General features: G+C 69.7%; 19 protein-coding genes. 15 read left to right on the top strand and 4 right to left on the bottom strand.

The window, feature by feature from the left end:
* Positions 1 to 94 precede the first annotated feature (94 nt).
* Positions 95 to 634 (top strand): hypothetical protein, encoded by a 540-nt coding sequence (locus AWQ68_RS34600; protein WP_066949057.1) that lies wholly within the window; start codon positions 95 to 97, stop codon positions 632 to 634.
* Positions 635 to 647: 13 nt separating this feature from the next.
* Here AWQ68_RS34600 and AWQ68_RS34595 read toward each other — a convergent pair whose 3' ends face one another.
* On the bottom strand, positions 648 to 1,091 hold the full coding sequence (locus tag AWQ68_RS34595; RefSeq protein WP_066949054.1) for a hypothetical protein: 444 nt from the start codon (positions 1,089 to 1,091) through the stop codon (positions 648 to 650).
* 89 nt (positions 1,092 to 1,180) lie between these two features.
* On the opposite strand from AWQ68_RS34595, the gene AWQ68_RS43065 reads away from it, so the two are divergent.
* Positions 1,181 to 1,330 (top strand): hypothetical protein, encoded by a 150-nt coding sequence (locus tag AWQ68_RS43065; protein ID WP_157546181.1) that lies wholly within the window; start codon positions 1,181 to 1,183, stop codon positions 1,328 to 1,330.
* A gap of 41 nt (positions 1,331 to 1,371) precedes the next feature.
* Here AWQ68_RS43065 and AWQ68_RS34590 read toward each other — a convergent pair whose 3' ends face one another.
* On the bottom strand, positions 1,372 to 2,286 hold the full coding sequence (locus AWQ68_RS34590) for a hypothetical protein (RefSeq protein WP_066949051.1): 915 nt from the start codon (positions 2,284 to 2,286) through the stop codon (positions 1,372 to 1,374).
* Between the two features lie 655 nt (positions 2,287 to 2,941).
* Here AWQ68_RS34590 and AWQ68_RS41595 point away from each other — a divergent pair.
* Positions 2,942 to 5,395 (top strand): cellulase family glycosylhydrolase, encoded by a 2,454-nt coding sequence (locus AWQ68_RS41595; protein ID WP_157546178.1) that lies wholly within the window; start codon positions 2,942 to 2,944, stop codon positions 5,393 to 5,395.
* 112 nt (positions 5,396 to 5,507) lie between these two features.
* Here AWQ68_RS41595 and AWQ68_RS34580 read toward each other — a convergent pair whose 3' ends face one another.
* On the bottom strand, positions 5,508 to 7,586 hold the full coding sequence (locus AWQ68_RS34580) for an alpha-galactosidase (protein ID WP_218007161.1): 2,079 nt from the start codon (positions 7,584 to 7,586) through the stop codon (positions 5,508 to 5,510).
* Between the two features lie 108 nt (positions 7,587 to 7,694).
* Between AWQ68_RS34580 and AWQ68_RS34575 the strand changes: the two genes are divergently transcribed.
* From AWQ68_RS34575 to AWQ68_RS34520, 12 genes are all read left to right on the top strand, one after another.
* Entirely contained in the window at positions 7,695 to 8,900 is a 1,206-nt protein-coding gene (locus AWQ68_RS34575) for an ROK family protein (protein ID WP_066949048.1), read from the top strand.
* A gap of 237 nt (positions 8,901 to 9,137) precedes the next feature.
* Positions 9,138 to 10,406, top strand: coding sequence for an ABC transporter substrate-binding protein (locus tag AWQ68_RS34570; RefSeq protein WP_084464725.1), 1,269 nt, complete (start codon positions 9,138 to 9,140; stop codon positions 10,404 to 10,406).
* Between the two features lie 2 nt (positions 10,407 to 10,408).
* On the top strand, positions 10,409 to 11,380 hold the full coding sequence (locus AWQ68_RS34565) for a carbohydrate ABC transporter permease (RefSeq protein ID WP_066949045.1): 972 nt from the start codon (positions 10,409 to 10,411) through the stop codon (positions 11,378 to 11,380).
* A 2-nt stretch (positions 11,381 to 11,382) separates the two neighbouring features.
* Positions 11,383 to 12,222: a carbohydrate ABC transporter permease gene (locus tag AWQ68_RS34560; RefSeq protein ID WP_066949042.1), complete on the top strand. Its 840-nt coding sequence runs from the start codon at positions 11,383 to 11,385 to the stop codon at positions 12,220 to 12,222.
* A gap of 4 nt (positions 12,223 to 12,226) precedes the next feature.
* Positions 12,227 to 14,227 carry a beta-galactosidase gene (locus AWQ68_RS34555; protein WP_066949039.1) on the top strand — a complete coding sequence of 667 codons (2,001 nt, stop codon included), beginning with the start codon at positions 12,227 to 12,229 and terminating at the stop codon, positions 14,225 to 14,227.
* The gene (locus tag AWQ68_RS34550) at positions 14,227 to 16,113 is read left to right on the top strand and encodes a glycoside hydrolase family 5 protein (RefSeq protein WP_066949037.1); all 1,887 of its coding nucleotides are present in this window, start codon (positions 14,227 to 14,229) and stop codon (positions 16,111 to 16,113) included. Before AWQ68_RS34555 ends, AWQ68_RS34550 begins: the two co-directional genes overlap by 1 nt.
* A 123-nt stretch (positions 16,114 to 16,236) precedes the next feature.
* A complete protein-coding gene (locus tag AWQ68_RS34545) occupies positions 16,237 to 18,282 on the top strand; it encodes a phosphocholine-specific phospholipase C (RefSeq protein ID WP_066949035.1) in 2,046 nt (681 codons plus the stop codon).
* A gap of 24 nt (positions 18,283 to 18,306) precedes the next feature.
* Positions 18,307 to 19,143 (top strand): EamA family transporter, encoded by an 837-nt coding sequence (locus tag AWQ68_RS34540; protein WP_245656396.1) that lies wholly within the window; start codon positions 18,307 to 18,309, stop codon positions 19,141 to 19,143.
* A gap of 210 nt (positions 19,144 to 19,353) precedes the next feature.
* A complete protein-coding gene (locus tag AWQ68_RS34535; RefSeq protein ID WP_066949030.1) occupies positions 19,354 to 19,887 on the top strand; it encodes a hypothetical protein in 534 nt (177 codons plus the stop codon).
* 45 nt (positions 19,888 to 19,932) lie between these two features.
* Positions 19,933 to 20,949, top strand: coding sequence for a hypothetical protein (locus tag AWQ68_RS34530; protein WP_066949024.1), 1,017 nt, complete (start codon positions 19,933 to 19,935; stop codon positions 20,947 to 20,949).
* 23 nt (positions 20,950 to 20,972) lie between these two features.
* Positions 20,973 to 22,307 carry a Dyp-type peroxidase gene (locus tag AWQ68_RS34525; protein ID WP_066949021.1) on the top strand — a complete coding sequence of 445 codons (1,335 nt, stop codon included), beginning with the start codon at positions 20,973 to 20,975 and terminating at the stop codon, positions 22,305 to 22,307.
* Positions 22,308 to 22,576: 269 nt separating this feature from the next.
* The gene (locus AWQ68_RS34520) at positions 22,577 to 23,446 is read left to right on the top strand and encodes a bile acid:sodium symporter family protein (protein ID WP_066949018.1); all 870 of its coding nucleotides are present in this window, start codon (positions 22,577 to 22,579) and stop codon (positions 23,444 to 23,446) included.
* Positions 23,447 to 23,529: 83 nt separating this feature from the next.
* On the opposite strand, the gene AWQ68_RS34515 is transcribed toward AWQ68_RS34520, so the two are convergent.
* Positions 23,530 to 25,128 (bottom strand): acyl-CoA synthetase, encoded by a 1,599-nt coding sequence (locus AWQ68_RS34515; RefSeq protein ID WP_066949016.1) that lies wholly within the window; start codon positions 25,126 to 25,128, stop codon positions 23,530 to 23,532.
* Positions 25,129 to 25,135: the final 7 nt, after the last annotated feature.

Raw genomic sequence — 25,135 nt, 5'->3', positions numbered from 1 at the left:
TCGCCCCGACTTCACCGCCGCCTTCTTCGCGGCCCTGGGCACGAAGGGCACTCTGGCACTCCCCTCGACCCTGCGGCGGCAGTACCAGGGCCTCATGACCGACGATCCGATCAGGCCCGACGAGAGACTGCTCCGCATCCTCAGCGAAGCCTTCGGCACCGCGGTCACCGGAGGTTCGGCCGTTCCCGGGTTCGCGAAGATCCGGGACAAGGTCCAGTCCTCCTCCGACGACTGGGACGAACGCGTAGGCGCGGCTCTGCTCCTCTCCGCCGGAAAGTTCCCCACCGGCTGGCTTGCCGGCGCGATCGCGGCACGAGGAGGGCTGACCGATCCGCGAAAGGCCGGCATCGGGGTCATCCAGGCTCTGAGTAACAATCCCGCCGCCGCGAGAATCGCCATCGAGAAGGCCGTCGGGCCGTACACCAAGGACCAGTCCAAGCTGAAGGAGTTCATCAAGCAGCTCAACGAGCGCGCCGATGACGATTACACGCCCGCCGACAAGGTCAATGCCGACCTGTTCGGGCGGCGGCACGCGCGGCAAAGAACGCGCCATGGCCTACGACAGCTGACGCCGCTCTCCCCGCATACGACCTCGTCATCGTCGCTCCGCATCGCGACCGCCGGGCTGGCGTGACTGCCCCTCCGGCTCATGAGGTCGGGAGACACTCGGTTTCGCCCCGGACCTTGTATCGCCCCCCGGCCTGCGAGTCCAGGACGAGTACCGTCCGATATTCCTCGTTGGCAAGCCGGATCGGAGACTGATCATGATCTTCGATGATCTGGTAGCGGGCGACCTGAGAGAGAGTGCCCAGGAGAAGAGTGTTGAGCATGCCCGGCTGACGCTCCGGCGCGGCGTCCCGGGCAGTTGCGGCGAAGGTTCGTCTGGCCTTGCCCTCACCGCAGGGAATGTCGTGGCCGCCAGGATCGGTGACTTTGACGTCGAGAGCATGGCGTTCCTTCATCAGCTCGGTGATGTGGCGCTTGAGCGTCTCGCCCGCCTGGGCGGCGGTCGGGCCCCTGTCGCCGCAGCCGGACACCGCCAGCAACGCCCCCACGCAAGCCGTGACGCCAAGCCGTACGAGACGTGCCATGAAGTCCTCCAGAACGCTGGCTGACTTGCGCTAGGTCCCATAATGTCCAATTGATCAGCCCGGCGTACCCCCTATCGACAGAGGGACGTATGAGTCAGCCCCAGGACCAGATGGTCCCCAACCCGCGCCGCCAGGCCCTGGAGCAGAAGCTGGCGGAGGCCAGAACGCGGATCGCCCTCGAAGACGAGATCCGCGCCACGCCGGCGGAGATCCGGTCGCCCGCCCGGCGCTTCATGTGACACACGCCCGCGCCTTTACGATGTAGATCAAAACATCGCGTTCAACGCCGCAACGTCTCGTTCAGCACCGGCAGGCCGGTACCCGAGTCCAACAGGAGCCGGTCGCCCAGGGGTCTGGCGAGCGTGACCGTCGTCCGGGCTTCGATGAGCTCCAGCGTGCAGGGCCCGCCGCTGTCTTCGAGATCCACGTCGACCACCACCAGATCGTCGGTCTCATAGGCGCGTGCACCGTGGATCTCTTCGCACCGGCCGTGGCCGTACTGGAGGAGAAGGTCCCGCGGTCTCACCGGGTCGAGGCCGTAGGCCATCACCTCCTCGTACTCGCCATCCCGTTGGACCGGGCGCGAAGCGATCGCGGACGGATCGACCGCCATCCACCCGAACCTCTCCCTGACCCCCTTCACCGTGAAGTACCAGACGGGCACCCGGATCGTCCCCCGGCCGGTACGCAAGGGCGCGTCGCCCAGCTCGGCTCCGGTGACATGCAGGGTGGTGCAGCCGCCCGGCGGACACTCCTCATCGATGAAGTCGGCGGGCCTGCTCAGCTCGGCGTACGTCGTCGCCGCCGCGACCAGCGGAACCGTCAGCGTGGAGCCGTCCGGCCAGCTCAGTTGCGCGCCGCGCGGCGCTTTGCCGGAGAGCGTGACATCGAGGGCCCACGCGCCGTTGTGCACGCTCAGAGGCGCCCAGTCCGGGATCCGCTGCAACGGCGGCGGGATGTCGGGTCCCTCCAGCGGGACGAAGCCGGTCCGCCACGCCAGGTCGTCCTTGGACCCGTGCCAGCGCTCCACCACCTCACGGGCGCGGTCCTGGAACTCACCCGGCGACATACGTCCGCCGAGGCCGCACGCGGACACCAGCAGTATCAAGGCGAGCGCACAGATCACCACGCGTGCGACGGCCGCACACGCGAATCGGGGCGGCGGGGAAGCGGCCGGCGAGACGGACATCGGCATCCCCGGAGCGTACGGCAAAACGATCAAGCGGCGGGCGGTTCCGGCCACGTCCTCAGTCCCGCCAGAACCCCCACTCGCCCGCATCAACCAGCCGCTCAACGTGCGGCCTGAGGGTGCCGCCGGCGTCACCCCGCTGGATGTTGTCTCGGGCAGAACGCCAATTTTCGGCCGCCACCACCAGCGCCGTCACGTCGCAGACAGGATTTGAACCTGCGCCCCATTGACCCCCAGGCAACCTAGCCGGCCGACCAGGGCGGCACTAAAGCGGCTCTGAGCTGGGAAAACGATCCCTGATAGTCCGTCGGCGTCCATAGTCATCCGCAGGCGTTGTCGCTCAGTTTGTCACTCAGTGACCCAGCCGCCGACGAAAGCGACGAAGCCAGCATCTCGATCCCACTGGTCGGCTGCCTCGACGCTCACGGTCGGCGGCTCCTCATCACACCTTCTTCATCGCCGCAGCCCAGCGGCGCTCGGCGAACTCCAGGCCCTCGGTCCAGGAGGCGCCGCGCATGATGAGCGGGGCTGGTGGCGCCGCTTGACCCCCGCCCTCCGGTGGTGCTCGCAGACCGACTTTTGAAGCGGTACACGGCCTTCCGCATTGTTACGGATCCGACTCTTCATATGTGAGCAATGCTCATATATGGTCGCTGACGCTATGAGGAACCGCTGGCTGTCGCCGATCGCCGTTGTGATGCTGGCCGCCGTCATCGTGCTGGGGGCGGCTTTCGACCCGTCGGGGCTGGCCGCGCCGTACACGTGGACGGGCGCCGACCTGTTACCTGTCGCCGGGCTGTGGCAGGTGGCCGCGCCGGCCGTCTATGTGCCGCTGCTGCTCGCGGGAGTTGGGGCGCTGGCGTGGGTGGTCGCACGCGAGGGCGCCCCGCTGCGTGCGGCACTTCTGGTGTGGGGCGCGGTGGTGTGGTCGGCGATGGCGGCCAAGCTGATGATGTCGCTGGTGATGGCCTTCGGCGATGTGGTCTACCTGGCGTGGTCGACCGGCTTCACCGGCGTCAAGGCGGCGATCTTCGGCCTGCCGGTCCTGGCGGCCACCTGGCTCACGCAGCTCCTACGCCGCCGCCTCACCCCACCCCCTTCGAGTTCGACCTCCCCAGGGTCGGGCACCGGACCTGCGGCGGCCCCGGCGTCGTTCTTCCCGCCGGTTTCGGGGCCGGGGTGGGTTGCGGCGGGGGTGGCCGTGGTCTTGGGTGCGTTGGTAGGTGGAGTGTGGTGGGGCGGCTCACCCGTCGGGTATGCGATCGGCGACTCCCCGCTGGCCCCGGCGCCCGAGGCGGGACCGCTGGGCCGCCTCGCCGCCGTCGCCCTGCTGGGCGTTACGACCTGGGCACTGAACCGCCGGCTCGGTACCACCACCTCGCCGCGGGCCGTCGTGGCCGGGATCTCCGCGCTGGGAGCGGCCGCGACGCTGGGCCTGGTCCAGGCGGCCATCGGGCTTCCCGGCGACCTGGCGGGCGGCGACACGTTCTGGGCACCGGCGATCATGCTTCGCCTCGCCCCCGCGCTTTCCTTCGGCGCCCTCCTCGCCTTCGCGACGGCAGCCCTCGTCGCCCTCCTCCCCGCCACCCTCCCGGCGCGAAGAACCGCCCTGGTCCCTGCGCGTACGGGCTTCACCATTTCTGCGGCGATTTGGATGGCGGCTGTCGTGGGCGCGGCGGCGCTCGCCATACCGCTCCCGCAACCCGGAACCGCCACCGCGCAGCCACCACACACCAAGGGCCTGACGCTCTCAGCCGACCGCAGGATCGTCGACGCCGACGGCAATGAGGTGCTGCTGCGCGGCGTGAACGTCAACCAGCTCGAAGACTATTTCCAGGAATTTCCGGACAAGGCGGTGACGCGACCGCTCACCGAGGCCGACTTCGTCGGCATGGAGCAGATGGGCTTCAACGTCATCCGCCTCGCCCTGTCCTGGTCAGCCCTGGAACCCCAGCCGGGCCACTACGACCCGGCCTACCTCGCCAGGATCTCCTGGGCCGTCGAGACCGCGGCCAAGCATGGCCTGCACACGGTCATCGACATGCACCAGGACGCCTGGGGCAAGGGCGTCAACGCCGCCCCCGGCACCACCTGCGAGAACGGTTCCCCGATGCACGGTTGGGACGGCGCCCCCACCTGGGCCGACCGCTTCGACGGCGCCCCCAAGTGCGAGTTCACCGGACGCGATATCTCTCCCGCCGTCGCCCGCGCCTTCACCAACTTCTACCAGGACAGGGATGGCATCCAGACCCGCCTGGTCGCCGCCTGGGGCATGCTGGCGGAGCGGTTCGCGAGCGAGCCCATGGTCGCCGGATACGACCTGCTGAACGAGCCCGGCTTCGGCGAGGCCCCGCCGATCACCTCCGGCGTGCTGCTCGGCCGCTACTACGATCGAGCGATCAAGGCCATCAGGGCGGGCGAGAAGCGCGGCTTCCCGCACCTGATCTTCTTCGAGCCGTCCGTGCTCTGGTCGGGTCTGGGCTTCGAGGTCTCGGTGCCCAAGGACTTCACCGACGACCGGTTGCTCGTCTTCGCCCCTCACCTCTACAACGAGTCGATCACCATCGACCAGGGCACCGGCGTCACCATCACGAGCATCGAGCGCGGCTTCGACCTGGCGAGCCGGGCGGCGGCGTACTACGGCGCGGGGCTCTGGTCGGGAGAGTGGGGGTGGTTCGGCGACGCCGCCTCGGCCCCGATCAAGAGATACACCGACCACGAGGATCGGCACCGAATCGGCGGCGCGTTCTGGGTCTGGAAGCAGTCCTGCGGCGACGCCCACGCCGGAGCCGAATCCAAGACCGGCGGCAACCTCATGATCGAGGACTGTGCCACCGGGAAGTACCTGCCCCCGCCCCCCGAATACGTTGCCGAACTCTCGCGCCCCTACCCCCGTTCCGCCCCCGGCCGCCTGACCGGCCTCACGTCGGACCAGGCGAGCCTCACGGCACAGGGCGAGGGCGCCGGGTGCGGCCTCGACGTCTGGTTCCCCGGCGGTGCCCGGCCGGTCGTCCGTAGTGCCGGACTCACGGGCGTCGCCGCCCGGCAGACACCGGGCGGCTGGCGCATCATTGGCTGCGCCCGGGGCGCCTACACCCTGACGGCACACCGCTAGACGATCGAGTCCAAGGGATCGCCTGCGGAAATGAACGCTTGCCGCCGACACCGCGCTCTGGGGCCGACTCCACTCCGGTGGAGTGCGGCCGATCCCGGGAGACGGTCAACTCTCACTCGACACGGGTCAGGCGGACGAGGACGCTGGCGTGGCTGCGGCCCGGCAGCTCAAGCGGGAGGCCATGAGCCAGCAGGACGGCCCCGTGATGGACGGCGCCGGTGTCGTCGTCGCGATAGCGGGCGTCCGGGTCCAGGGCGCGCAACCGCAGAGGCGCGGGCGGGGCTCCGAAGGGGGACGACAGCCGCCAGGCGAGCACGACGACCCGGCCGTCCGCGACATACTGCACACCTGTCAGCGGCGGCTCCCCCAGCCGGTAGTGGACGCCGTGCTGCACGACCGGACGGATCTCCTTGTAGAGCGCGACGAGCTCCGCCGCCTCCCCGCGCTCGGCGGCGCTCCAGCGCGACAGGTCGCCGCCGACGCCCAGCACCCCGGCCATCGCCACATGGAAACGGAACCGCAGCGGCAGATCCCGGCCGGTCAGGAAGTTCGGGCTGTCGGTCACCCACGCCGCCATCGTCCGGGCGGGATAGATCTGCCCGAACCCGTGCTGGATCGCGATCCGGTCGGCGGCGTCGGTGTTGTCGGAGGTCCACGCCTCGTCGGTGCGGCGCAGCACACCGAGGTCCACCCGGCCGCCACCGCCCGCGCACGCCTCGATCCGCAGCCGGGGATGGTCGGCGCGCAGCCGGTCCATCACCTCGTACACACCACGCACATGGTCGATCCACGGCCGGCCCGGATCGCCGGCCCCGGGCCGCCCCACCTCGGTGAGAGCCCGGTTCATGTCCCATTTGAGGAAGTCGATCCCATGTTCGCCCACCAGCCGGTCCAGCCAGTCGTGCGCCCATGAGGCCACCTCGGGCCGCCCGAAGTCGAGCACGAGTTGGTTGCGCAGCAGCGTGCGGCGCCGGTCCGGCTCGTGCAGCACCCAGTCGGGATGGGCGCGGTAGAGGTCGCTGTCGGGGTTGACCATCTCCGGCTCCACCCAGATCCCGAACCGCATGCCGAGCCGGTGCACCTCGGCGATCAGCCCGTCCAGCCCCGTGGGGAACTTGCCGGGGTTCGGCAGCCAGTCACCGAGCCCGGCCTCGTCGCTGTCGCGCGCGCCGAACCAGCCGTCGTCCATGACGAACATCTCCGCGCCGACCTCGGCCGCAAGGACAGCGAGCCCCTTCTGCCCCTCCTCCGTCACCGCCCAGCCGGTCGCCTCCCATGAGTTGTAGACCACCGGGCGCAGCTCGGACCCGGCGGGCAGCACGTGCCGCGCGATGTACGCGTGCCAGGACCGGCTCGTGCCGCCGAATCCGTCGGGGCGGTACAGGCCCGCGAAAACCGGCGTCTCCAGCGACTCGCCCTGCTCCAGCCGCCAGGTGACCCCGTCATGGCCGAACCCGCCGCTCCAGCGCAGGCGCTCGGCGGGTGAACGGTGCAGCGTGATCCGCCAGCTCCCGCTCCAGGCCAGCGCGGTGCTCCACACCTCCCCGTGTTCCTCGCCGGCCCCACCGTCGTCGATCATGAGCCATGGATTGGCGTGATGCCCCGATACGCCTCGTCTGCTCGTCAGAACGGTCTCCCCTCCTGGGAGAGCCTCGCGGCGCAGCCGGAACTCACTGCCCCACGCCCCGGTCACATGGCTCAGCCGATAGCCCGCCAGATGGGGAACGCTCCACGCGGCCGAGTCCACGCGCAGCACTTCCAGGGGCACGTCACCCCCTGTGTGCCGCAGTACGGTCCACCGCTCCAGCACATCGCCGTCCTCATGCACCCGGTAGTGCAACTCGGCCGCGAGCGGACGGCACCGGTCGTGCAGCCGGATCGTCAGATGACCGCCCTCGACCGTGTGACCGTCACAGCGCCACTCGATCTCCTGCCCTCCGCCCGGGAAGCGGACCTGGAGAGCGGGCGGCCCGAACCCGGCGACAGGAAACTCCGCCCCGTCCGCCCGCGGGTACTCGAAGCTGCTGTCCGCCGGGTCGCGGAAGGGCGGTACGGCCGCCGCCTGCTCCAACGTCAGGGGGCGCCCCCAGTGCACGTGCCGGGGAGTGCCGTCCTCGTCCAGCCGCAGCGCGTACGCCATGGTGGGCGTGCTGAGCAGCCAGATCCGGTGGCGGGGGTCGAACTCGATCACAGTGGGGCGCTCCTCGCGAGGGTCGGCGACGGTCGGGAAGTGTAGATCCCCGGCCACCCCAAATTAAATTCTTGACGAAGTTAATTAGTTCACCCTACGGTAACCCGCATGCCGAGAAGCCAGGGCTCCGGGGCACCCGTCTCCAGCCCCGCCGCCGCAGCGGTCTTCACCACCGTCCTCACCCGGGGCCCGGCGAGCCGGGTCGACGTCTGTCGGCTCACAGGCCTCTCATCTGCGGCCGTGACCAAAGCCGCCCGTCCCCTGATCGAGGCGGGCTACCTGCGGGAACTCGCACCCACCGAGCGGACGGCGCCCGGCGCGGGCAGGCCCGCCAGTCCGCTGGCGATCGCGCCGGAACGTGAGTACTTCGTCGGAATCAAGATCACCGGTGATGACCTCATCGGTGTGGTGACCGATCTCGGCTCCCGGATCGTGATCTCCAAGCACCGCCCGGTGCCCGGATTCGACGTGCGGACCGACGCCTCCGCCTCTCCCATGGAACCCGCCGACGTGGTCGCGGCCATCGCCGCGCTCACGGCGGAGCTCTTGGACGAGCACCCCGACTTCCGAGAGCGGGCCCATCGGCTCGGTGTCGCCATCTCCGGCGACGTCGACCGCGACACCGGCACCGTGCGCTACTCCCCCTTCCTCGGCTGGCGAGACGTTCCGCTCGCCGCGCTGCTGGATGAGGCGACCGGGCTGACCACGACGCTGGAGAACGACGTCAAGGCCCTCGCCGTCGCCGAGCACTGGTTCGGTGAAGGCGTCGGCGCGTCCTCCTTCGCCCTGGTCACCGTCGGCACCGGCATAGGCAGCGCGTTCGTCGTCAACGGCGGTCTCGTCTCCGGCGCCTTCGGCGTGTCCGGGGAGATCGGCCATGTGCCGATCGGCGTCGACGGACCGCGGTGCCACTGCGGCGCGACCGGCTGCCTCGAAGCGCTGGCCTCCACCCAGGCACTGCTCACCGAGGCGCGCCGCGTGACCGGCGTGGACGATCTCACCATCGACCAGGCGGTCGATCTGGCCCGCTCGGGCGACCAGGTCCTCCGCAAGGTCTTCGCCATCGCCGGCCGGGCCATCGGCCTCGGCCTGGCCGTGGTGGCGAACCTCCTCGGCCCGGAAAGCCTCGTGGTATCCGGCGAAGGACTCGACGCCTACGACCTGTTCGAGGAGTCGATCCGCGAGGCGTTCTCCGCCCAGGCCTACGGCAGCGCGGGGCGGTGCGGCCTGACCATCCGCCCGCTGCCGTTCGAGGAATGGGCGCGCGGCGCGGCGACCGTCGCCGTCCAGTCCATGGTCAGTACACCCGGCTGACCGACCACGCACTGCCGCGCGGCCCGGACGGCGCCTCGCGACATCGTCTCCCCGTCGACGAGACACCTCGCCGGCTCGGAGTTTCCATATGGCCCGGAAATGTCGGGCGAAGGCTCCGCTCCCCTCCTCCTCCGCCTCGCGACGCATCCGTCAGGCACTCCCCAGCACCATCTCCGGGAACACCGGCCCGCGCCATGGGCCGGCGGGCGGCTCGGCCCCTCAGAAAGGACCCCCCAAATGAGCACTTCCCTGACATCCCGCCGCGCCTTCCTGGGCGGATCGCTCCTCTTCGTCGGCGGCATGGCGCTCGCCGCGTGCGGCAAGGACGACGCCGTCAAGGCCGGCGCCAAGGTCACGCTGGAACAGTGGTACCACGCCTACGGCGAGGCCGGCACCCAGCAGGCGGTGATCCGGTACGCCAAGGAGTACACCAAGGCCAACCCGGACGTCGCCATCAAGGTCAACTGGATCGCGGGCGACTATTCCGCGAAGCTCCACTCGACGCTGCTCACCCCGCAGGCGCCCGACCTGTTCGAGATCGGCGACTTCCAGTACGTCGACGTCAAGAACGGCCTGCTCGCTCCGCTCGACGACATCATCAAGGGGCAGGAGGCCGAGTACTCCAAGGCGTCGCTGGACTCCGCCACGGCCGACGGCAAGCTTTACGGCCTGAAGATGATGGACGACGCGATGGTCCTGTACTACCGCAAGAGCGTCCTGGAGAAGGCCGGGATCGCCGCGCCGCAGACTTTCGCCGATCTGGCCGCCGCCGCCAAGAAGCTCACCAGCCGGGAGCAGAAGGGCCTGTTCGTCGGCTCCGACGGCATCGGCAACGCGGCGTACCTGTTGCTGTGGTCGGGCGGCGGCGACCTGCTCGACCCCGAGGGCAAGAAGGTCGTCTTCAACTCGCCCGAGGGCGTCGCCGCGATCTCCGGACTCAAGCAGTTGCACGACGACAGGTCGCTGCTGCTGGACTTCACCACCGACTGGTACGACCCGGGCGCGTTCATCCAGGGCGCCGCCGCCATGCAGTGGTGCGGTCTGTGGGCCCTGCCCGCCATCAAGAAGGCGCTCGGTGACGACTTCGGCGTCGTCGCGTGGCCGAAGTTCGGCGACACGGGTCAGGCGGTCTCCCGCATCGGCGGCTGGTTCGCGGCCGTGAACGCCAAGGGCAAGCACGCCGAAGAGGCCAAGAAGTTCATCGAGTGGCTCTGGATCAAGCAGACGGACCTGCAGAAGGACTGGTGCGTCAGCTACGGGTTCCACGTCCCGTCGCGCAAGAGCGTCGCGGCGCAGACCACCGAGTTCAGCTCGGGCCCGGCGAAGGACGCCGCCGACATCCTGGCGAACACCAGCAGGGCCTACCCGAACCTGTGGAACACCACGATGGACTCCGCGTTCGCGCAGGCCGTCCTGAAGATCGCCAAGAGCGGCGGCGACGCCAAGTCGCTACTCGACGAAGCCGCGGCGAAGGCCCAGGCCGAGCTCGGCAAGCAGCTGGCCTGAGCATGTCAGACACCGCCACGACCGGGCAGGCGGCCACCGCCGCCCACCCGGCCGGGGTCCGGCCCGGCCGCCGCGGGCGGCGGACCGACTGGAGGGCCGTCGGCGCGTTCGCCGTGCTGACCGCGCCCACGGTCCTCGGCCTCGGCCTGTTCAAATACGTCGCCATCGGCTGGAGCTTCCTGCTCAGTTTCAGCGAGGCCCGCGGCACCGTCGATCTCGGATCCTGGATCGGCTTCGACAACTACACGTTCCTGCTCAAGGACGAGGCGTTCCGGTCCTCGATGACCGGAATCATCCTGTTCACGATCTTCATCGTGCCGGTGACGTTCGGCCTATCGCTCGGGCTCGCCGTGCTGCTGCACGGGATGCGCCGCGGCCGGGCCTTCTTCCGCACCAGCTTCCTCATCCCGGCCGCCGTCTCCTATGTCGTCGCCGCGCTGATCTGGAAGATGAGCCTGTTCAACGGCTTGCCGTCCGGCGTCGCCAACACCATCGGCGGGCTGTTCGGCTGGGACGTCCAGTCCTGGATCGCCAGCACCGACCCGCCCCTGTACTGGATCGTGATCATCACAGTGCGCCTGTGGCTTCAGGTCGGCCTCTACATGATCCTGTTCCTGGCGGGCCTCCAGGCCATCCCGGTCCACCTGTACGAGGCGGCCTCCCTGGACGGCGCGTCCCGGTGGGCGCAGTTCCGGCACATCACCCTGCCGATGCTGCGCAACACGTCGGTGGCGATCCTCATGCTGATCCTCATCGCCGCGTTCCAGGCGTTCGACGAGTTCTACAACGTGTTCATGACCACCACCGGCAACTCCACCGCCCCCGTACGGCCGCCGCTGGTGTTCCTGTACGACACCGCGCTCAAGGGCCAGGACTACGGCGTCGGCTCGGCCGGGGCGTTCCTGCTGACCCTGTTGATCGTCCTGGTGACCCTGCTGCAGGGACGCCTCGTCGGATTCGGCCGGAAGGACTGACCATGCGCAAGACCACGCGCAGGACTCCGGCGACGGTCCTGACCTATCTGGTCGTCGGCATCGCCGCCGTGCTGTTCCTGGCGCCTTTCTACTTCATGCTGCGCGCCGCGCTGATGACCGGAACACAGGTCACCGACTCGAACTGGCACTGGCTGCCCGACCCGTTCACCCTGCAGGGCTTCACGGACCTGTTCGACGACCCGTCGGTGCCGATGGCGGGCGCGCTCGGGAACTCCTTCGTCATCGCGATCGTCACCGCGCCGGTCTCCCCCCTGCTCGGCTCGATGGCCGGCTACGCCCTGGCCCGCATCTCGGTGCCCGGCCGTGGCGTGGTCATGTCCTTCATCGTCGTGACCCTGATGATCCCCACCTCGGCCACGTTCGTGCCCACCTTCGTTCTGGTCAGCGCGATGGGCGGGGTCGACACCCTGTGGGGTGTCATCGTGCCCGGCCTGTTCAACGCGTTCTCGGTGCTGCTGTTCCGCAACTTCTACCTGAAGTTCCCGCAGGAGATCGAGGAGGCGGGCCGCCTGGACGGCCTGGGCCATCTGGGCGTGTACTGGCGGCTCGCGCTGCCCAACTCGGGCGCCCTGCTCGCCTCGCTGGGCACGCTGTCGTTCATCGAGAGCTGGAACGCCTTCCTCTGGCCGCTCGTCATCGGTCAGGACCCGGAGTCGTGGACCGCCCAGATCGCGCTGTCCACGTTCCTGACCTCGCAGTCGATCAACCTTCCCGCGCTCTTCGCCGGCGCCGTCGTCACGATCCTCCCGCTGGTCGCGGTCTTCCTGTTCGCGCAGCGCTACATCGTCCAGGGCATCGCCGCCACCGGAATGAAGGACTGAGTTAATGAGTTTCACCGACCGCCTGGGCGGCCTGGGCTTCGGCGGCGACTACAACCCCGAGCAGTGGCCGGACGAGCTCCGCGCCGAGGACGTGCGCCTGATGGCCGAGGCCGGGGTCAACCTGGTCACCGTCGGTGTCTTCGGCTGGGCGCGGGTGGAGCCCGCGCCCGGCGCGTACGACTTCTCCTACTTCGACACGGTGCTGGACGCGCTGGCGGCGGCCGGGGTGACCGTTGACCTCGCCACCATGACCGCCTCGCCGCCGCCCTGGCTGGCCACGGAACACCCGGAGATCCTGCCGGTCACCCAGTCGGGCACCGTCCTGGCGCCGGGCGGCCGCCAGCACTACTGCCCGTCCAGCCCGGTCTACCGCGAGCGGGCCGCCAGGCTGGTCGAGGCGCTCGCCGCGCACTACAAGGACCACCCCGCCCTGGGCTTCTGGCACGTGGGAAACGAGTACGGCTGCCACGTCGCCGAATGCTTCTGCGAGGAGTCGGCCCGCGACTTCCGTCGCTGGCTGCGCGGGCGATACGGCGACGTCGAAGGGCTGAACGCGGCCTGGTGCACCGACTTCTGGTCCCAGCGCTACACCTCGTTCGACCAGATCCTGCCCCCCAGACTCGCGCCGACGTACGCCAACCCGGCCCAGCAACTGGACTTCAAGAGGTTCAGCAACGAGGCGCTGCGCGCGTGCTTCGAGGTCGAAGCGGCGATCCTGCGACGGGTCACACCGGGTGTGCCCGTACTGACCAACTTCCTCGCCCACCACAAACCGGTGGACGTGCACTCCTGGGCCGACCGGATGGACATCGTGGGGCTCGACAGTTACCCGGACCCGTTCTGGCCGAGATCTCACGTGGCCGCGGGCCTCGCCTACGATCTGGCGCGCGGCGCGCACGGCGGCGACCCCTGGTACCTGGTCGAACAGGCGCCGTCGGCGGTCAACTGGCGGCGGCGCAACGGCATCAAGGAGCCCGGCCTGATGCGCCTGTGGAGCTGGCAGGCGATCGCGCACGGCGCCGACGCCGTCCTCTACTTCCAGTGGCGGCAGTCACGCGGCGGCGCGGAGAAGTTCCACTCCGGAATGGTGCCGCACGCGGGTCCGGACACCCGGGTGTTCCGGGAGGTCGCCGCCCTGGGCGCCGAACTGGCAGCGGTGCCGGAGCTGGCCGGAACCCGCGTGGTCAACGACGTGGCCGTGCTGTTCGACTGGAACAGCTGGTGGGCGCTCGAGCTGGACTCCCGGCCGTCGGACGGGCTGAAGGCCGTCGACCGAGCGCTGGATCACTACGGCCCGCTGTTCGACCTCGGCGTCCGCGTGGACGTGCTGCCGCCCGGCGCGGACCTGTCCGGGTACAGACTGGTCGTGGTCCCCAACCTCTATCTCCTCACCGACGAGCACGCGGGGAGACTGGCCGACTACGTCTCGGCCGGAGGCCACCTGCTGGTGTCGTTCTTCACCTCCGTGGTGGACGGCAACGACCGGGTCCACCACGGCGGCTGCCCGGGACCGCTGCGCGAGGCGCTCGGCCTGCGCATCGAGGAGTACCGGCCGGCCGCCGAGGGTGAGACGTTCCCGCTTGGGGAGGGCACCGCCGATCTCTGGCGAGAGGACGTACGCATCGAGGGCGCGGACGTCCTGCTGGCCTTTCCCGACGGCACGCCCGCGGTGACCAGGAACGGGTTCGGCACGGGCACCGTCCGCTACGTCACCACCCGTCCCGACGAGACGATCATGCGTACGGTCCTGGCCGAGGCGCTCGCCGAGGCCGGCGCCGAGCCGGTGCTGCGCGGGCTGCCCGACGGCGTGCAGGCCGCGGTGCGCACGGGCGGCGGCGGGGAGTTCCTGCTGTTGCTCAACCACACCGACGAGGCCCGCACGGTCGATCTGCCCCACCCGTTCCACCACCTGCTCGCCCCCGGGCGCCCCGAGGTCGAGCAGGTCACCCTCCACCCCCGCGACGTCGCGGTTCTCGCGCGTCACTCCCGATCTGAGGTGCCTTGATGCGATTAGGAGCACTCCTCGCAGTTCTCGCCACCGCCCTCGGCGGCCTGGCCGTGGCTCCCCCTCCCGCGGCCGCCGACGCGCCGACCCCCCTGGCGGCGTCCTGGGAAGGACCGCTCAGCACCCGGGGCCGCTACATCGTGGACTCCACCGGCAAGCGGTTCAAACTGCGGTCCGGCAACTGGCACGGCGCCAGCGGCACCTGGACCGGCAGCGGCGACGACGAGAACCCGGCGAACAACTACGCCTCGGAGACCTCTCACCGGGTCCCGCTCGGCCTGGACCGGGCGCCGATGAGCAAGCTGATCGCGGACTTCCACACGCTCGGCGTCAACAGCATCCGCCTGCCGTTCTCCAACGAGATGCTCACCGACGCGCGGCCGGTCACCGACGCGGGGGTGGCGGCCAACCCGCAGCTGCGCGGCCTCACTCCCCTTCAGGTCTACGACAAGGTCGTCGAGGCACTCACCGCCGACGGGTTCGCCGTCATCCTCAACAATCACACGACCACCACCCGCTGGTGCTGCGGCGTCGACGGGAACGAACGGTGGAACAGCAGCCAGACCACCCAGAAATGGCTCGATGACTGGGTCTTCATGGCACGGCGGTACCGGGCGAACAAGCGGGTCGTCGGCGCCGACCTGCGCAACGAGGTACGCCGGGACACCTGGGACAACCCCAACTGGGGCTGGGGCGACGACCACGACTGGGCCGCCGCCGCGCAGCGGGCCGGCGACCGGATCCTCACCGAGGCCGACCCGGACATGCTGATCATGATCGAGGGGATCAACTGGTCCGGCATCCCGGTCGACGGCATCTGGCACGACAGGCCGATGCTCAAGCCGGTCGCGACGCTCTCCCAGACGCTCGTCCGCTCGCACAAACTCGTCTACGCGGCGCACTTCTACGGCTACACCGGCCCGCAGCACACCGGCGCGGACGGACTGGGCGAGACCCATGACGCCCGATACCGGGACCTGAGCCGCGCGGACCTCTTCACGGCCATGCGCGACACCGCCACCTACGTGGCGACCACCCCGGACCGGCACTTCACCGCCCCCGTCTGGATCAGCGAGTTCGGCGTCGGCAAGGTCACCACCGACAAGGACAAGGCCTGGTTCGCCAACATGGTCGACTTCCTCATCGAGAACGACGTCGACTTCGCGTACTGGCCGATGGTCGGCTTCCAGGAGAACGACCAGGGCAACACCTGGGGTCTCGTCCGCTACGCCACCGACGGCGGCCTGCGCAGCGTGTTCGACGCCGACGACTGGCGGGCGGCGCACTGGCGCCGCCTGATCGCCGCCACCGGGTACACCGGACAGGTCGCGCCCATCCGCACCTGGTCCATGCTCCAGGCCATCCGCGGCGACGCGAACCAGTCCGCGCGAATGCGCGCCCAGGGTGACTGGGATTCCGGCGCCCACAAGCTGTCCTGCCCGGACGACCAGCGCCTGATCGGCATCAGCCAGAAGGGCCAGGGCGGCCTGTGCACGGACGCCGGAGCGACGAACCTGTGGGAGTCGGGCGATGCCAAGGTGGTGAAGAGTGAGAACGTCACGACCGACTGGGCGTACGGATTCACCAAGTACCAGTGCCCCAACGGCCAGTTCATGATCGGCTACAGCCTGCGCGGCGACAGGATGTCGGCCGTCCTCTGCGCGCCCGGCCGGATCCCACTGGCCGGTGTGGGCCGGCCCCTGTGGGACGACCGGGGTGACAGCCGTCCCGCGTCCGGCGAGGGCGGCGACTACGCCTCCGGCTACTACAAGGCGCAGTGCGCCTCCGACGAGTACGCCGCCGGAATCGCGTTCTCCAACGGCATCGGCCGCTACGGTACCCCCGACGCTCTCTACTGCCGCAAGCTGTCAGCCTCTCAGCCGTGAACGACCGAGCTTGCAGCTCCTCGCCGCCGATGGGTTCGACGGTTCAGGCCGCGTACGGCAATTCCGCCCAGGCGTGAACGCCCAGGGTTCTTCGCTAGATCGCGCTGAAAGGTCTCCCCTCCGTTGTCTGCACTTCCCTCGTCCCTGCGGGCGGCGCTGGCCCGGCCGGCGCCGCCCGGGGGGCTCGACTCGATCCGGCACGTCGTGTTCTTCATGCAGGAGAACCGCTCCTTCGACCACTATTTCGGGACACTGCGCGGAGTGCGCGGGTTCGGCGACCGCAACGCCGTCATGCTGCCGGCCGGCCGGCCGGTGTTCGAGCAGTCCGGCGTGCTCCCCTACTCCGTACGCGCCGGAACAGGTGACCGGGACCTGACCGAAGGCGACCTCCAATATGTCGAGGGCGTCGACCACGAATGGGACACGGGGCAGCGGACCCGGGGCGATGGCTGGCACGACGGCTGGATCGCGGGCAAGGGACCGGGCGCAATGGTCCACTTCGACCGTCGTGAACTGCCGTTCCAGTTCGAACTGGCCGACGCCTTCACCCTGTGCGACGCCTATCACTGCTCGATGTTCGGGCCGACGAACCCCAACCGCCTCTATCACTGGTCGGGAACCGTTGGGCACGAGCCGTCCGGACGGCGCACCACGGCGAACGACGCCTGCGCCGAGGACACCCACCCCGGCTACGCCCACACCTCCTTTCCCGAGCGGCTGACGGCGGCGGGCAAGACCTGGCGGGTCTACCAGGAGTGGGACAACTACCAGTGCAACTCGCTGGACTTCTTCACGTCCTTCAAGAGGGTCGCGCGTGCTGCCCTGAGCCACACGCCCCATCGGAGCCTGCACTCCTTCTACACGTCGATCGCCGGGCTGCCCGAGCCGGAGCGTGAGGAGATGCTCGCGGCGCTGGAGAAGGGAGTCGCGCAGCTCACCCCGGCGGATCTGGACGCCTACCGGCGGGGACTGTCCAGGGTCGCGCCGGGACGGCTCGCCACGTCCTTCCGCGCGGACGTGGCGGAGGGGCGGCTTCCGCAGGTCTCCTACATCGTCGCGCCGGAGGCGTACTCCGAGCACCCCGATCCGTCCAGCCCGGCGCACAGCGCCGGACTCGTCTACGAGATTCTGGACGCGCTCGCCTCGCACCCATCGGTCTGGGAGCGGACGGCGCTGTTCCTCACCTTCGACGAGAACGACGGGTTCTACGACCACGTGCCGCCTCCGTTGCCGCCGGAAGGCACCGAGGACGAGTTCATCGACGGGCTCCCGATCGGGCTCGGCTACCGGGTGCCGATGACGGTCGTGTCGCCGTGGACCGCCGGAGGGCACGTCTGCTCCGAGGTGTTCGACCACACGTCCACGATCCGGTTCGTGGAACGCTGGCTGGGCGTCGCCGAGCCCAACATCAGCTCGTGGCGACGGCGCGTGGCCGGCGATCTCACCTCGGCGTTCGACTTCACCCCGGCGTTCGATTCGGCCGCGCACCCCGTGCCCACATCCGCGCCGGCGGCACCGGAGGAGACCGGGCCCCCGACCGCGGCGGCCGTGGCCATCCCACCGTTCCGTGTGCGCTGGCCGGCGACGCCCCCCGCGGAAGGGCGGCTCGCCGCGCAGGAGCCCGGCACACGGCCCGCCCGGCCGCTGCCCTACCGGCCGGAGGCGTCCGCCGTCCTGGCGGACGACGGGCTGATCGTCACCATGACCGACGTCGGGGATCGGGGCAGCCATTTCGCGCTCTATCCATACGCCGGGGAATTCGCGTCCCCCCGCCATTTCGACGTGCTCGGCGCGGAGGTCGTCACCGTGCCCGCCGGGGCGGAGGGATACCGGCTGACCCTCACCGGCCCGAACGGGTTCCGGCGCGAGTTCGCCGGCTCCCGTACCGGCCCGGCCGCCCGGGTGGCGGTGTCCTCCTGCGGTGCGGGCCACCGGCTCTCGGTGACGATCGCCAACCCCGGACCGGTGCCGTTGGCGTTCACACTCGAAGCGCTCGCCTACGGCTCCGGCCGGCGTGAGGTACTCGTCGCGGCCGGAGACCGGACGGTCCTCGACTGGGACACCGCGTCCGGCTGGTACGACCTGCGGCTGACCGTCGCCGAGGACCCGTCCTTCCATCGGCGAATGATGGGCCACCTCGAAAACGGCCATGCCGGCGTCTCCGGCTGACGTCTTCGCTCCCGGGGGTTGATCGTGCTTTCCGCTGTCGCGGTGCTGTTCGCCGGACTACTCCATGCCACGTGGAACGCGCTCGCCAAAGCGGTGCCCGACCGGCACGCCGCCTTCGGCGTCATGGGGATCGCCCAGTCGCTGATCTGCCTGCCGTTGCTGCCTTTCGCGGCTCCGCCCACGGCCGGGGCCTGGCCGTACTGGGGCGTCTCGATCGCGCTGCAACTGCTGTACATGCTGCTGCTCATCCGCTGCTACGAGCTGGGCGACTTCGGCCAGGTCTACCCGATCGCCAGAGGGAGCGCTCCGCTGCTCGTCGCGATCGTGGCCGGCTTGCAGGGTGAGAGGCTCGCGGTCCTCCAGGTGTTCGGCCTGGCCGCGACATGCGGTGGGCTCGCGGCGCTGGCGCTCGCCGGGGCGGGGCGGCGACGCATGCCATCTCGCAAGGCCGTGACGGCGGCCGTGCTGACCGGGGCGACCATCGCGGCATACACCGTGGTGGACGGCCTGGGCGTACGGGAGTCCGGTACGGCGCTCGGCTACGCGGTCTGGATGTTCGCCGTCGAAGGGGTGCTGACCCTCGCGGTGATGGCGGCCGTACGCGGCCGGGCGATCGTGCCCGCGTTGCGCGACCGCCGGCGGGTCTCGGCCGCCGGGGGGACGATCTCGATGGTGGCATACGGCCTGGTGCTGTGGGCCCAGACCCGGAGCCCGCTCGCCGAGGTCGCGGCGCTCCGCGAGACGGGCATCCTGTGGGGCGCGCTCATCGGCGCGGTGTTCTTCTCCGAACGGTTCGGCCGCCTGCGGATCGCCGCGGCCGGAGTCGTGACCCTCGGCGTCGTGCTGCTGTCCGCGCACTGAGCCGCGCCGGCGACGGGCGGCCGGCCGGACGAGCGGCTCTCGGCCGGGGCGGGAGCCAAGGGCCACCGTTTCTCCGGCTGGGCGTTCGCCGAGGAGTGGCGGAACGCGGCGAACCGAGGCACTTATGTCCCATTTATCCCAGTCTAGGGGTATTGTCCGGTTAGCTGCTCTGGCGCGTTCCCCCCACTGACCGGTGACGGAGGGAGAAGCATGGAGATCAAACCACAGGCAGTCGTCCTTCCCAAGGAAACCGACCATCTCGAGCAGGGGAAATACGGTCCCGTCTTTCCGCGGACCCCGGCCTGCTACGGGTTCACTGTCATCGCCAAGGTCAAGCCCGGCCGGGCCGAGGCGATCCGCGACTACGGCCACACGCTGGCGAAGGCGCTGGAGGGCGATCCGTACCTCCTCGCGCCGCTCAAGCTGCACTACCTGCGCTGGGTGCTCTTCGACGACGACACCCGTTTCATGTACCAGGGCATCTTCGACACCGACTTCGACAAGTACACCGAAGACGCCATCGCGCTGTTCACCAAGTCGGGCGTGAGCACCGCCTTCGAGAACCTCGAAGGGTTCCCCGAGGACTGGAGGACGAACCCCGAGGCGTTCATCAGGTTCGTCCGCGAGCACCAGTGCCCGAGCTTCATCGAGTACGGAGAATATCCGTACGTCACCGCCGACGAGATCAAGAAGGCGCTGCGGATCAAGAGCGCCCTGTCGGAGATGCTCGACCAACTGCAGTGAGGCCGGGCCACCGCGCCCGCCCGCCACGCCGTCGATGGAGACGTGATGAGTGAGATCAGGACCGCACGTACCTACAACCAGAACCATGTGCCGCGCGAGTACACACCCGGACGCCGACGCGTGAGCATCTACGTCGCATGGAGCTACCCGGCCGAGGCCGGCCGGAACCCGGCCGAGCTCGACAACCGGTTCTCCACGATGACCGAGGTCCGGCGCGTGGCCTGGCCCGCGTACGAGGACCCGAAGTGGTCCGACCCGATGCGCTTCCAGCAGGGCATCGCCGGGACGCTGGAGCTGTTCTTCTGGGCCTGGGTGCCGTTCCAGCAGTTCGTCGAGGAGACCACCGGACACCCCGTACCCGTGTACCAGCGCATCGATCAGGCCGGCTTCCGCACCCCGCTCGACGAGCGGGTGCTGGCGGACACCGACACCCTGTTCGTGTTCGGGCTGGACCACATGGTCACCGGCCAGGAGGCCGCGCCGGAGGAGATCGAGGCGCTGCGGCAGTTCGTCGACCGGGAGGGGACCTGCCTGGTCCTGGGGCCGCACCACGACGTCGGGGCCTCCGACGACCTCGCCGTGCGCGATATGGAGTACCACCATCACGGCGACCTCCTGGTCCCCCGCCAGCAGCGGTTCGGCAGGTACACCCGGTCCTTGATGCAGGGGCTCGGAGTGCCGGTGGAGAACCGCTACGGCTTGCGTCCCGCGGCACAGGGACCCGGCAAGATCGCCCCGCTGTCCATCGCGAGGGATCTGGACACCAAGGGATGGCTGGACGGGGTGACGACCTTCAACTTCCACCTGCACCTGCCGCACTACGCCGTGACGACGGACGATCCGAACGCCGTCCACGTGCTGGGCAGGCAGCCGATCGACCTGTCCAAGCCGCACCCGTTCACGGAGGCCGGGAACACCGAGTTCAACATGTTCCTGTGGATGCCCCCGACCGGTGACCGGGGCGGCGACATACTCTTGGCAGACTCCACGATCTTCAGCTCGCTGTTCGGCGGAGACGAGAGCCTGCGCAACTTCTGGAGAAACATCATCTCGTCCAAGTAGCGGCCGGGAGGAGGTGAGTATCCGTGACCGAACAAACCCATACCGCACTCGAACTCGACGACATCCAACGCGGGGTTCTCAGTCCTCGGCCGACCCCGTACGCGGCGACATACATCCTGTTCCGCATCGACGACCGCGCCCAGGGACGGGACCTGATGCGGCGCGTCAGCGAAGTGGTGACCGCGGCCACCGACTCGATGAGTCCCCTGGGCGAGACCTGGGTGAGCGTCGCGCTCACCGGCCACGGTCTCAGGGCGCTGGGCGTGCCGCAGGAGTCGCTGGACACGTTCGCCTGGGAGTTCCGGCAGGGAATGGCCGCACGGGCGAACGCGCTGGGCGACACCGGCGAGAGCGGCCCCGCGAACTGGGAACCGCCACTGGGCACGCCCGACGTCCACGTCGTGCTGGTGGCGCTCGCGCCGGACGGCACCCAGCTCGAAGCGGCCGTCGATCATGCCCGCCCTGCGTTCCGGCACCTGCCCGGCGTGGTCCCGATCTGGCGGCAGGACTGCTACGCGCTGCCGACCGAGACCGAGCCCTTCGGCTACCGGGACGGCATCAGCCACCCGGCCGTCGAAGGCAGCGGCATCGCCGGGTCGAACCCCCTGGAAGCGCCGCTCAAGGCCGGAGAGTTCGTGCTCGGCTACCGCGACGAGCTCGGCGGCGTCCAGACCCCGCAGCCCGAAGTGCTGGGCCGCAACGGCACCTACGTGGCCTTCCGCAAACTCCACCAACGTGTCGCCGTGTTCCGGCGGTACGTGAAGGACAATTCCACCGGCCCCGAGGACGAGGAACTGCTCGCGGCCAAGATCATGGGGCGCTGGCGCAGCGGCGCTCCGCTGGCGCTCAGCCCGCTGCGGGACGACCCCGTCCTCGGCGCCGACCCACGCCGCAACAACCGTTTCCTCTACGAGCGGGACGATCCGGCGGGATTCACGACCCCTCCCGGCTGCCACATCCGCCGGGCCAACCCCCGCGACGCCGCGGTGGCGGGAGCGCCGAGGCTGCACCGCATGATCAGGCGCGGCACCGTGTACGGCCCGCCGCTGCCCGAGGGGGTCCTGGAGGACGACGGGGCCGACCGCGGGCTGATGTTCACCTTCATCGGAGCGCACCTCGGGCGGCAGTTCGAGTTCGTCCAGTCCCAATGGATGAACGACGGCGTCTTCGTCGGCGCCGAGGACGCCAAAGACCCGATAGTCGGATCCGCCGACGGCGCCGGCGATTTCACGATCCCCCGGCGGCCGGTACGACGGCGCCTGCACTCGCTGCCGCGGTTCGTCGTCACGCGCGGCGGCGAGTACTGCTTCATGCCCGGACTGAGCGCCCTGCGCTGGCTCGGCGACCTCAAAGACTGAGGTCACGGCGCCGAGCCGCGGAGCATCCCGGCAAATGCCGCCTCACGCGAGTGCGGATCCAGACGGACGCATCGCACGGCCAAGAAGCTGCTCGGGCGGAGCCTCCGGCCGAGCAGCTTCTTGGCCCGTGGAAACTTCGAGCCTGAGGAGTCTTCGCCGACGCGGCGAGATGCCGGCCGGGCCGTGCGCGGCAGGGCTCGACTTGTCAGACACGACCGACGGGCGGCCGGCACCGCCAGGCACGGTCATCACCGCTGTGGACGGACCTCATGGATACGCTGCATCTGCTCCTCAACGCGGTCACCGTGATCTTCATCGCGACCACCATGTTCGCCGCCGGTCTCGGAGCCACGCCGGCGGCGTTGCGTGCCGTACTCACCGACCTCCCACTGCTCCTGCTGGCGCTGCCGGCCAACCTGGTGATCGTCCCGCTGCTGGGCTGGGGCATCGCCGCTCTGTTCGGTCTGCCCGCAGCGGCTTTCACGGCGCTGGTCCTGGTGGCGTCGTCACCGGGCGGGCCGTTCGGGGCGAAGCTCGCCATGGTGCAAACCGGAGACGTGGTCGCGGGCGCGGCGATGCAGGTGCTGCTCGCCGCCGCAGGCAGCATCACCTTCGGCCTGACGAGCAACGGCATCCTCTCGGCGGCCCAGGTCGGTGCGGGTATCTCCATCGATGTCGCCGCGCTGGTGCGGACCGTGGCCATCCTGCAGCTCGTACCGTTCGCCATCGGACTGATACTGCGTCGCTACGCGCCGCCGACAGCGCGATCGTGGCACCCCGTGGCGGCCAAGGTGTCGAACGTGACGTTCGTGATCGTTTTGGCGGGCATGCTGGCGGGCAATTGGCATGACGTCGTCGGGCTCCTCGGCTCACGCACCTTGCTGGCGGGGTTCCTCCTGTCCGCCGTCGCGTTCGCCATCGGCACCGTGCTGGCCACCGGATCTCCGGTACGCCGCACCACCATGGGAGGCGTCACGGCGGTGCGCAACGCGGGGCCCGCGCTGGCTGCCGCCGGTATCGCCTTCGGCAACGACCCGGCCGTCCTGGGAGCGCTTGCCGCGGTGCTGCTCAGCGGCCTGGCGGCGGCCATACCGATCGCCGCGCTGCTCACCCGCGGGCGAGGCGGCAGCCCCACGTGAAGTACGCGATCCGTCTGCCTTCGGCCGGAGGGACGAGATGTCGGCCCTGGACCGGCTGAAGGCGAACGCGGCGCATTCTCGTCCTACGCCGAAGACCTCGTCGAGGAGTTCGCCTGGGACGTCTGCTGGGACTGATCCGACCGGGACGGGGTGGCGGAGCTGTCGCCGACCGGCGGTGGCAGGCGGCGCAGCTCGGGTTTCTGGATCTTTCCCGAGCCCGTCTTCGGGAGGTCGTCCACGACGTCGAAATAGGCCGGGATCTTGTACTTGGCCAGGCGGGAGCGGAGGAAGTCGCGCAGCTCGTCCGAGGTGACACTCACACCTGGGCGGGGGACCACGAACGCGCGGCCGACCTCGCCCCATTGGGGATCGGGCACGCCGACCACGGCGACCTCGGCGACGGCCGGATGCTCGAAGATCACTGCCTCGACCTCGGCCGGGTAGACGTTCTCCCCGCCCGAGATGTACATGTCCTTGACCCGGTCGACGACGTACAGGTGTCCCTCCTCGTCCAGGACGGCGATGTCGCCGGAGGAGAACCAGTCGCCGTCGGAGAAGGCGGCGGCGGTCGCCTCCGGGTTGCGCCAGTAGCCAGGGGTCACGTTCGGCCCCTGGATGAGCACCTCACCCGGCTCTCCCACTGCCGCGTCCGCCCCGTCGGGCCGGACGACCCGCACGTTGGTGAAGAACACCGGCACCCCGGCCGAGCCCACCTTGCGCACGCTCTGACTGGCCTCGAGGAAGGTTGCGCCGGGCGCGGTCTCAGTGAGCCCGTATCCCTGGCAGAAGACCAGACCCCGTTCCTGGTAGGCGCGGATCAGCGAGGCCGGGATCGCCGCTCCCCCGGACATGAGGTGGCGCAGCGAGGACAGGTCCGCATCGGCCCACCTGGGCGACTGGGCCAACGCGGCGAACATCGTGGCAACCCCGAACATCCAGGTGACACGGGACCTCTCGATGAGGTCGTAACACTCGTCCACATCCCAGGATGGAGTGATCACCGAGCAGCCGCCCTTGAGGAAGGTCGGCAGCAGCGTCTGGTCCAGGGCCGCGACATGGAAGAGCGGCGCGCTGATCAGCGTCACCTCGTCACTGGCGACGTCGACGCCGGCCAGGAGGTTGAAGCAGTTCCACACCAGATTGCCGTGGGTGAGGGTCGCCCCTTTTGGACGCCCGGTCGTGCCCGACGTGTAAAGGATGAGCGCCGTGTCGTCCAGCCCTACGGGCACGTCGATCGGCGTGGGATCGCCCTCCGCGAGCCAGGTCTCGTAATGCCGTTCTCCCGGTCCGGGCGTGTCGGGAGCGACGATCTCACGAAGGGAGGCCGAGGTGTCGCGTACCATCTCGGCGCACTCGGGCGCGTAGATCAGGACCTGCGCGCCCGAATGATCAAGCATGTAGCCGATCTCGGGCGCGGCCAGGCGGAAGTTCAGCGGGACGAAGATCCCGCCGAGCATGTGCGTGGCGAACATGGTCTCGGCGAAGGCGACGTGGTTGCGGCCGAGGTAGGCGACGCGGTCCCCGGCCGTCACTCCGGCCTCGCGCAGTCGCGAGGCCAGCCGCGTCGTCCGCTCGTGGAACTCGGCGTAGGTCACCGGCCGGTCCGCGAAGACGAACGCGGTCCGTTCCGGGGTCATCTGGGCCCGGCGAGCGGGCCATGCTCCCAGTCCGGCGTTTCGCATCGGTGTA

Origin of the sequence: Microtetraspora fusca (genome assembly GCF_001570365.1) — a bacterium.
In the GTDB taxonomy this organism is placed as follows: domain Bacteria; phylum Actinomycetota; class Actinomycetes; order Streptosporangiales; family Streptosporangiaceae; genus Microtetraspora; species Microtetraspora fusca.
This window is presented reverse-complemented; position numbering and strand designations above follow the sequence as displayed.

Coding starts and splice junctions, on each gene's coding strand:
- AWQ68_RS34515 (WP_066949016.1), bottom strand. CDS start 25,128: ATGCGAAACGCCGGACTGGGAGCATGGCCCGCTCGCCGGGCCCAGATG.
- AWQ68_RS41595 (WP_157546178.1), top strand. CDS start 2,942: ATGAGGAACCGCTGGCTGTCGCCGATCGCCGTTGTGATGCTGGCCGCC.
- AWQ68_RS34575 (WP_066949048.1), top strand. CDS start 7,695: ATGCCGAGAAGCCAGGGCTCCGGGGCACCCGTCTCCAGCCCCGCCGCC.
- AWQ68_RS34550 (WP_066949037.1), top strand. CDS start 14,227: ATGCGATTAGGAGCACTCCTCGCAGTTCTCGCCACCGCCCTCGGCGGC.
- AWQ68_RS34555 (WP_066949039.1), top strand. CDS start 12,227: ATGAGTTTCACCGACCGCCTGGGCGGCCTGGGCTTCGGCGGCGACTAC.
- AWQ68_RS34530 (WP_066949024.1), top strand. CDS start 19,933: ATGAGTGAGATCAGGACCGCACGTACCTACAACCAGAACCATGTGCCG.
- AWQ68_RS34520 (WP_066949018.1), top strand. CDS start 22,577: ATGGATACGCTGCATCTGCTCCTCAACGCGGTCACCGTGATCTTCATC.
- AWQ68_RS43065 (WP_157546181.1), top strand. CDS start 1,181: ATGAGTCAGCCCCAGGACCAGATGGTCCCCAACCCGCGCCGCCAGGCC.
- AWQ68_RS34535 (WP_066949030.1), top strand. CDS start 19,354: ATGGAGATCAAACCACAGGCAGTCGTCCTTCCCAAGGAAACCGACCAT.
- AWQ68_RS34595 (WP_066949054.1), bottom strand. CDS start 1,091: ATGGCACGTCTCGTACGGCTTGGCGTCACGGCTTGCGTGGGGGCGTTG.
- AWQ68_RS34560 (WP_066949042.1), top strand. CDS start 11,383: ATGCGCAAGACCACGCGCAGGACTCCGGCGACGGTCCTGACCTATCTG.
- AWQ68_RS34590 (WP_066949051.1), bottom strand. CDS start 2,286: ATGCCGATGTCCGTCTCGCCGGCCGCTTCCCCGCCGCCCCGATTCGCG.
- AWQ68_RS34570 (WP_084464725.1), top strand. CDS start 9,138: ATGAGCACTTCCCTGACATCCCGCCGCGCCTTCCTGGGCGGATCGCTC.
- AWQ68_RS34600 (WP_066949057.1), top strand. CDS start 95: ATGACCGACGATCCGATCAGGCCCGACGAGAGACTGCTCCGCATCCTC.
- AWQ68_RS34565 (WP_066949045.1), top strand. CDS start 10,409: ATGTCAGACACCGCCACGACCGGGCAGGCGGCCACCGCCGCCCACCCG.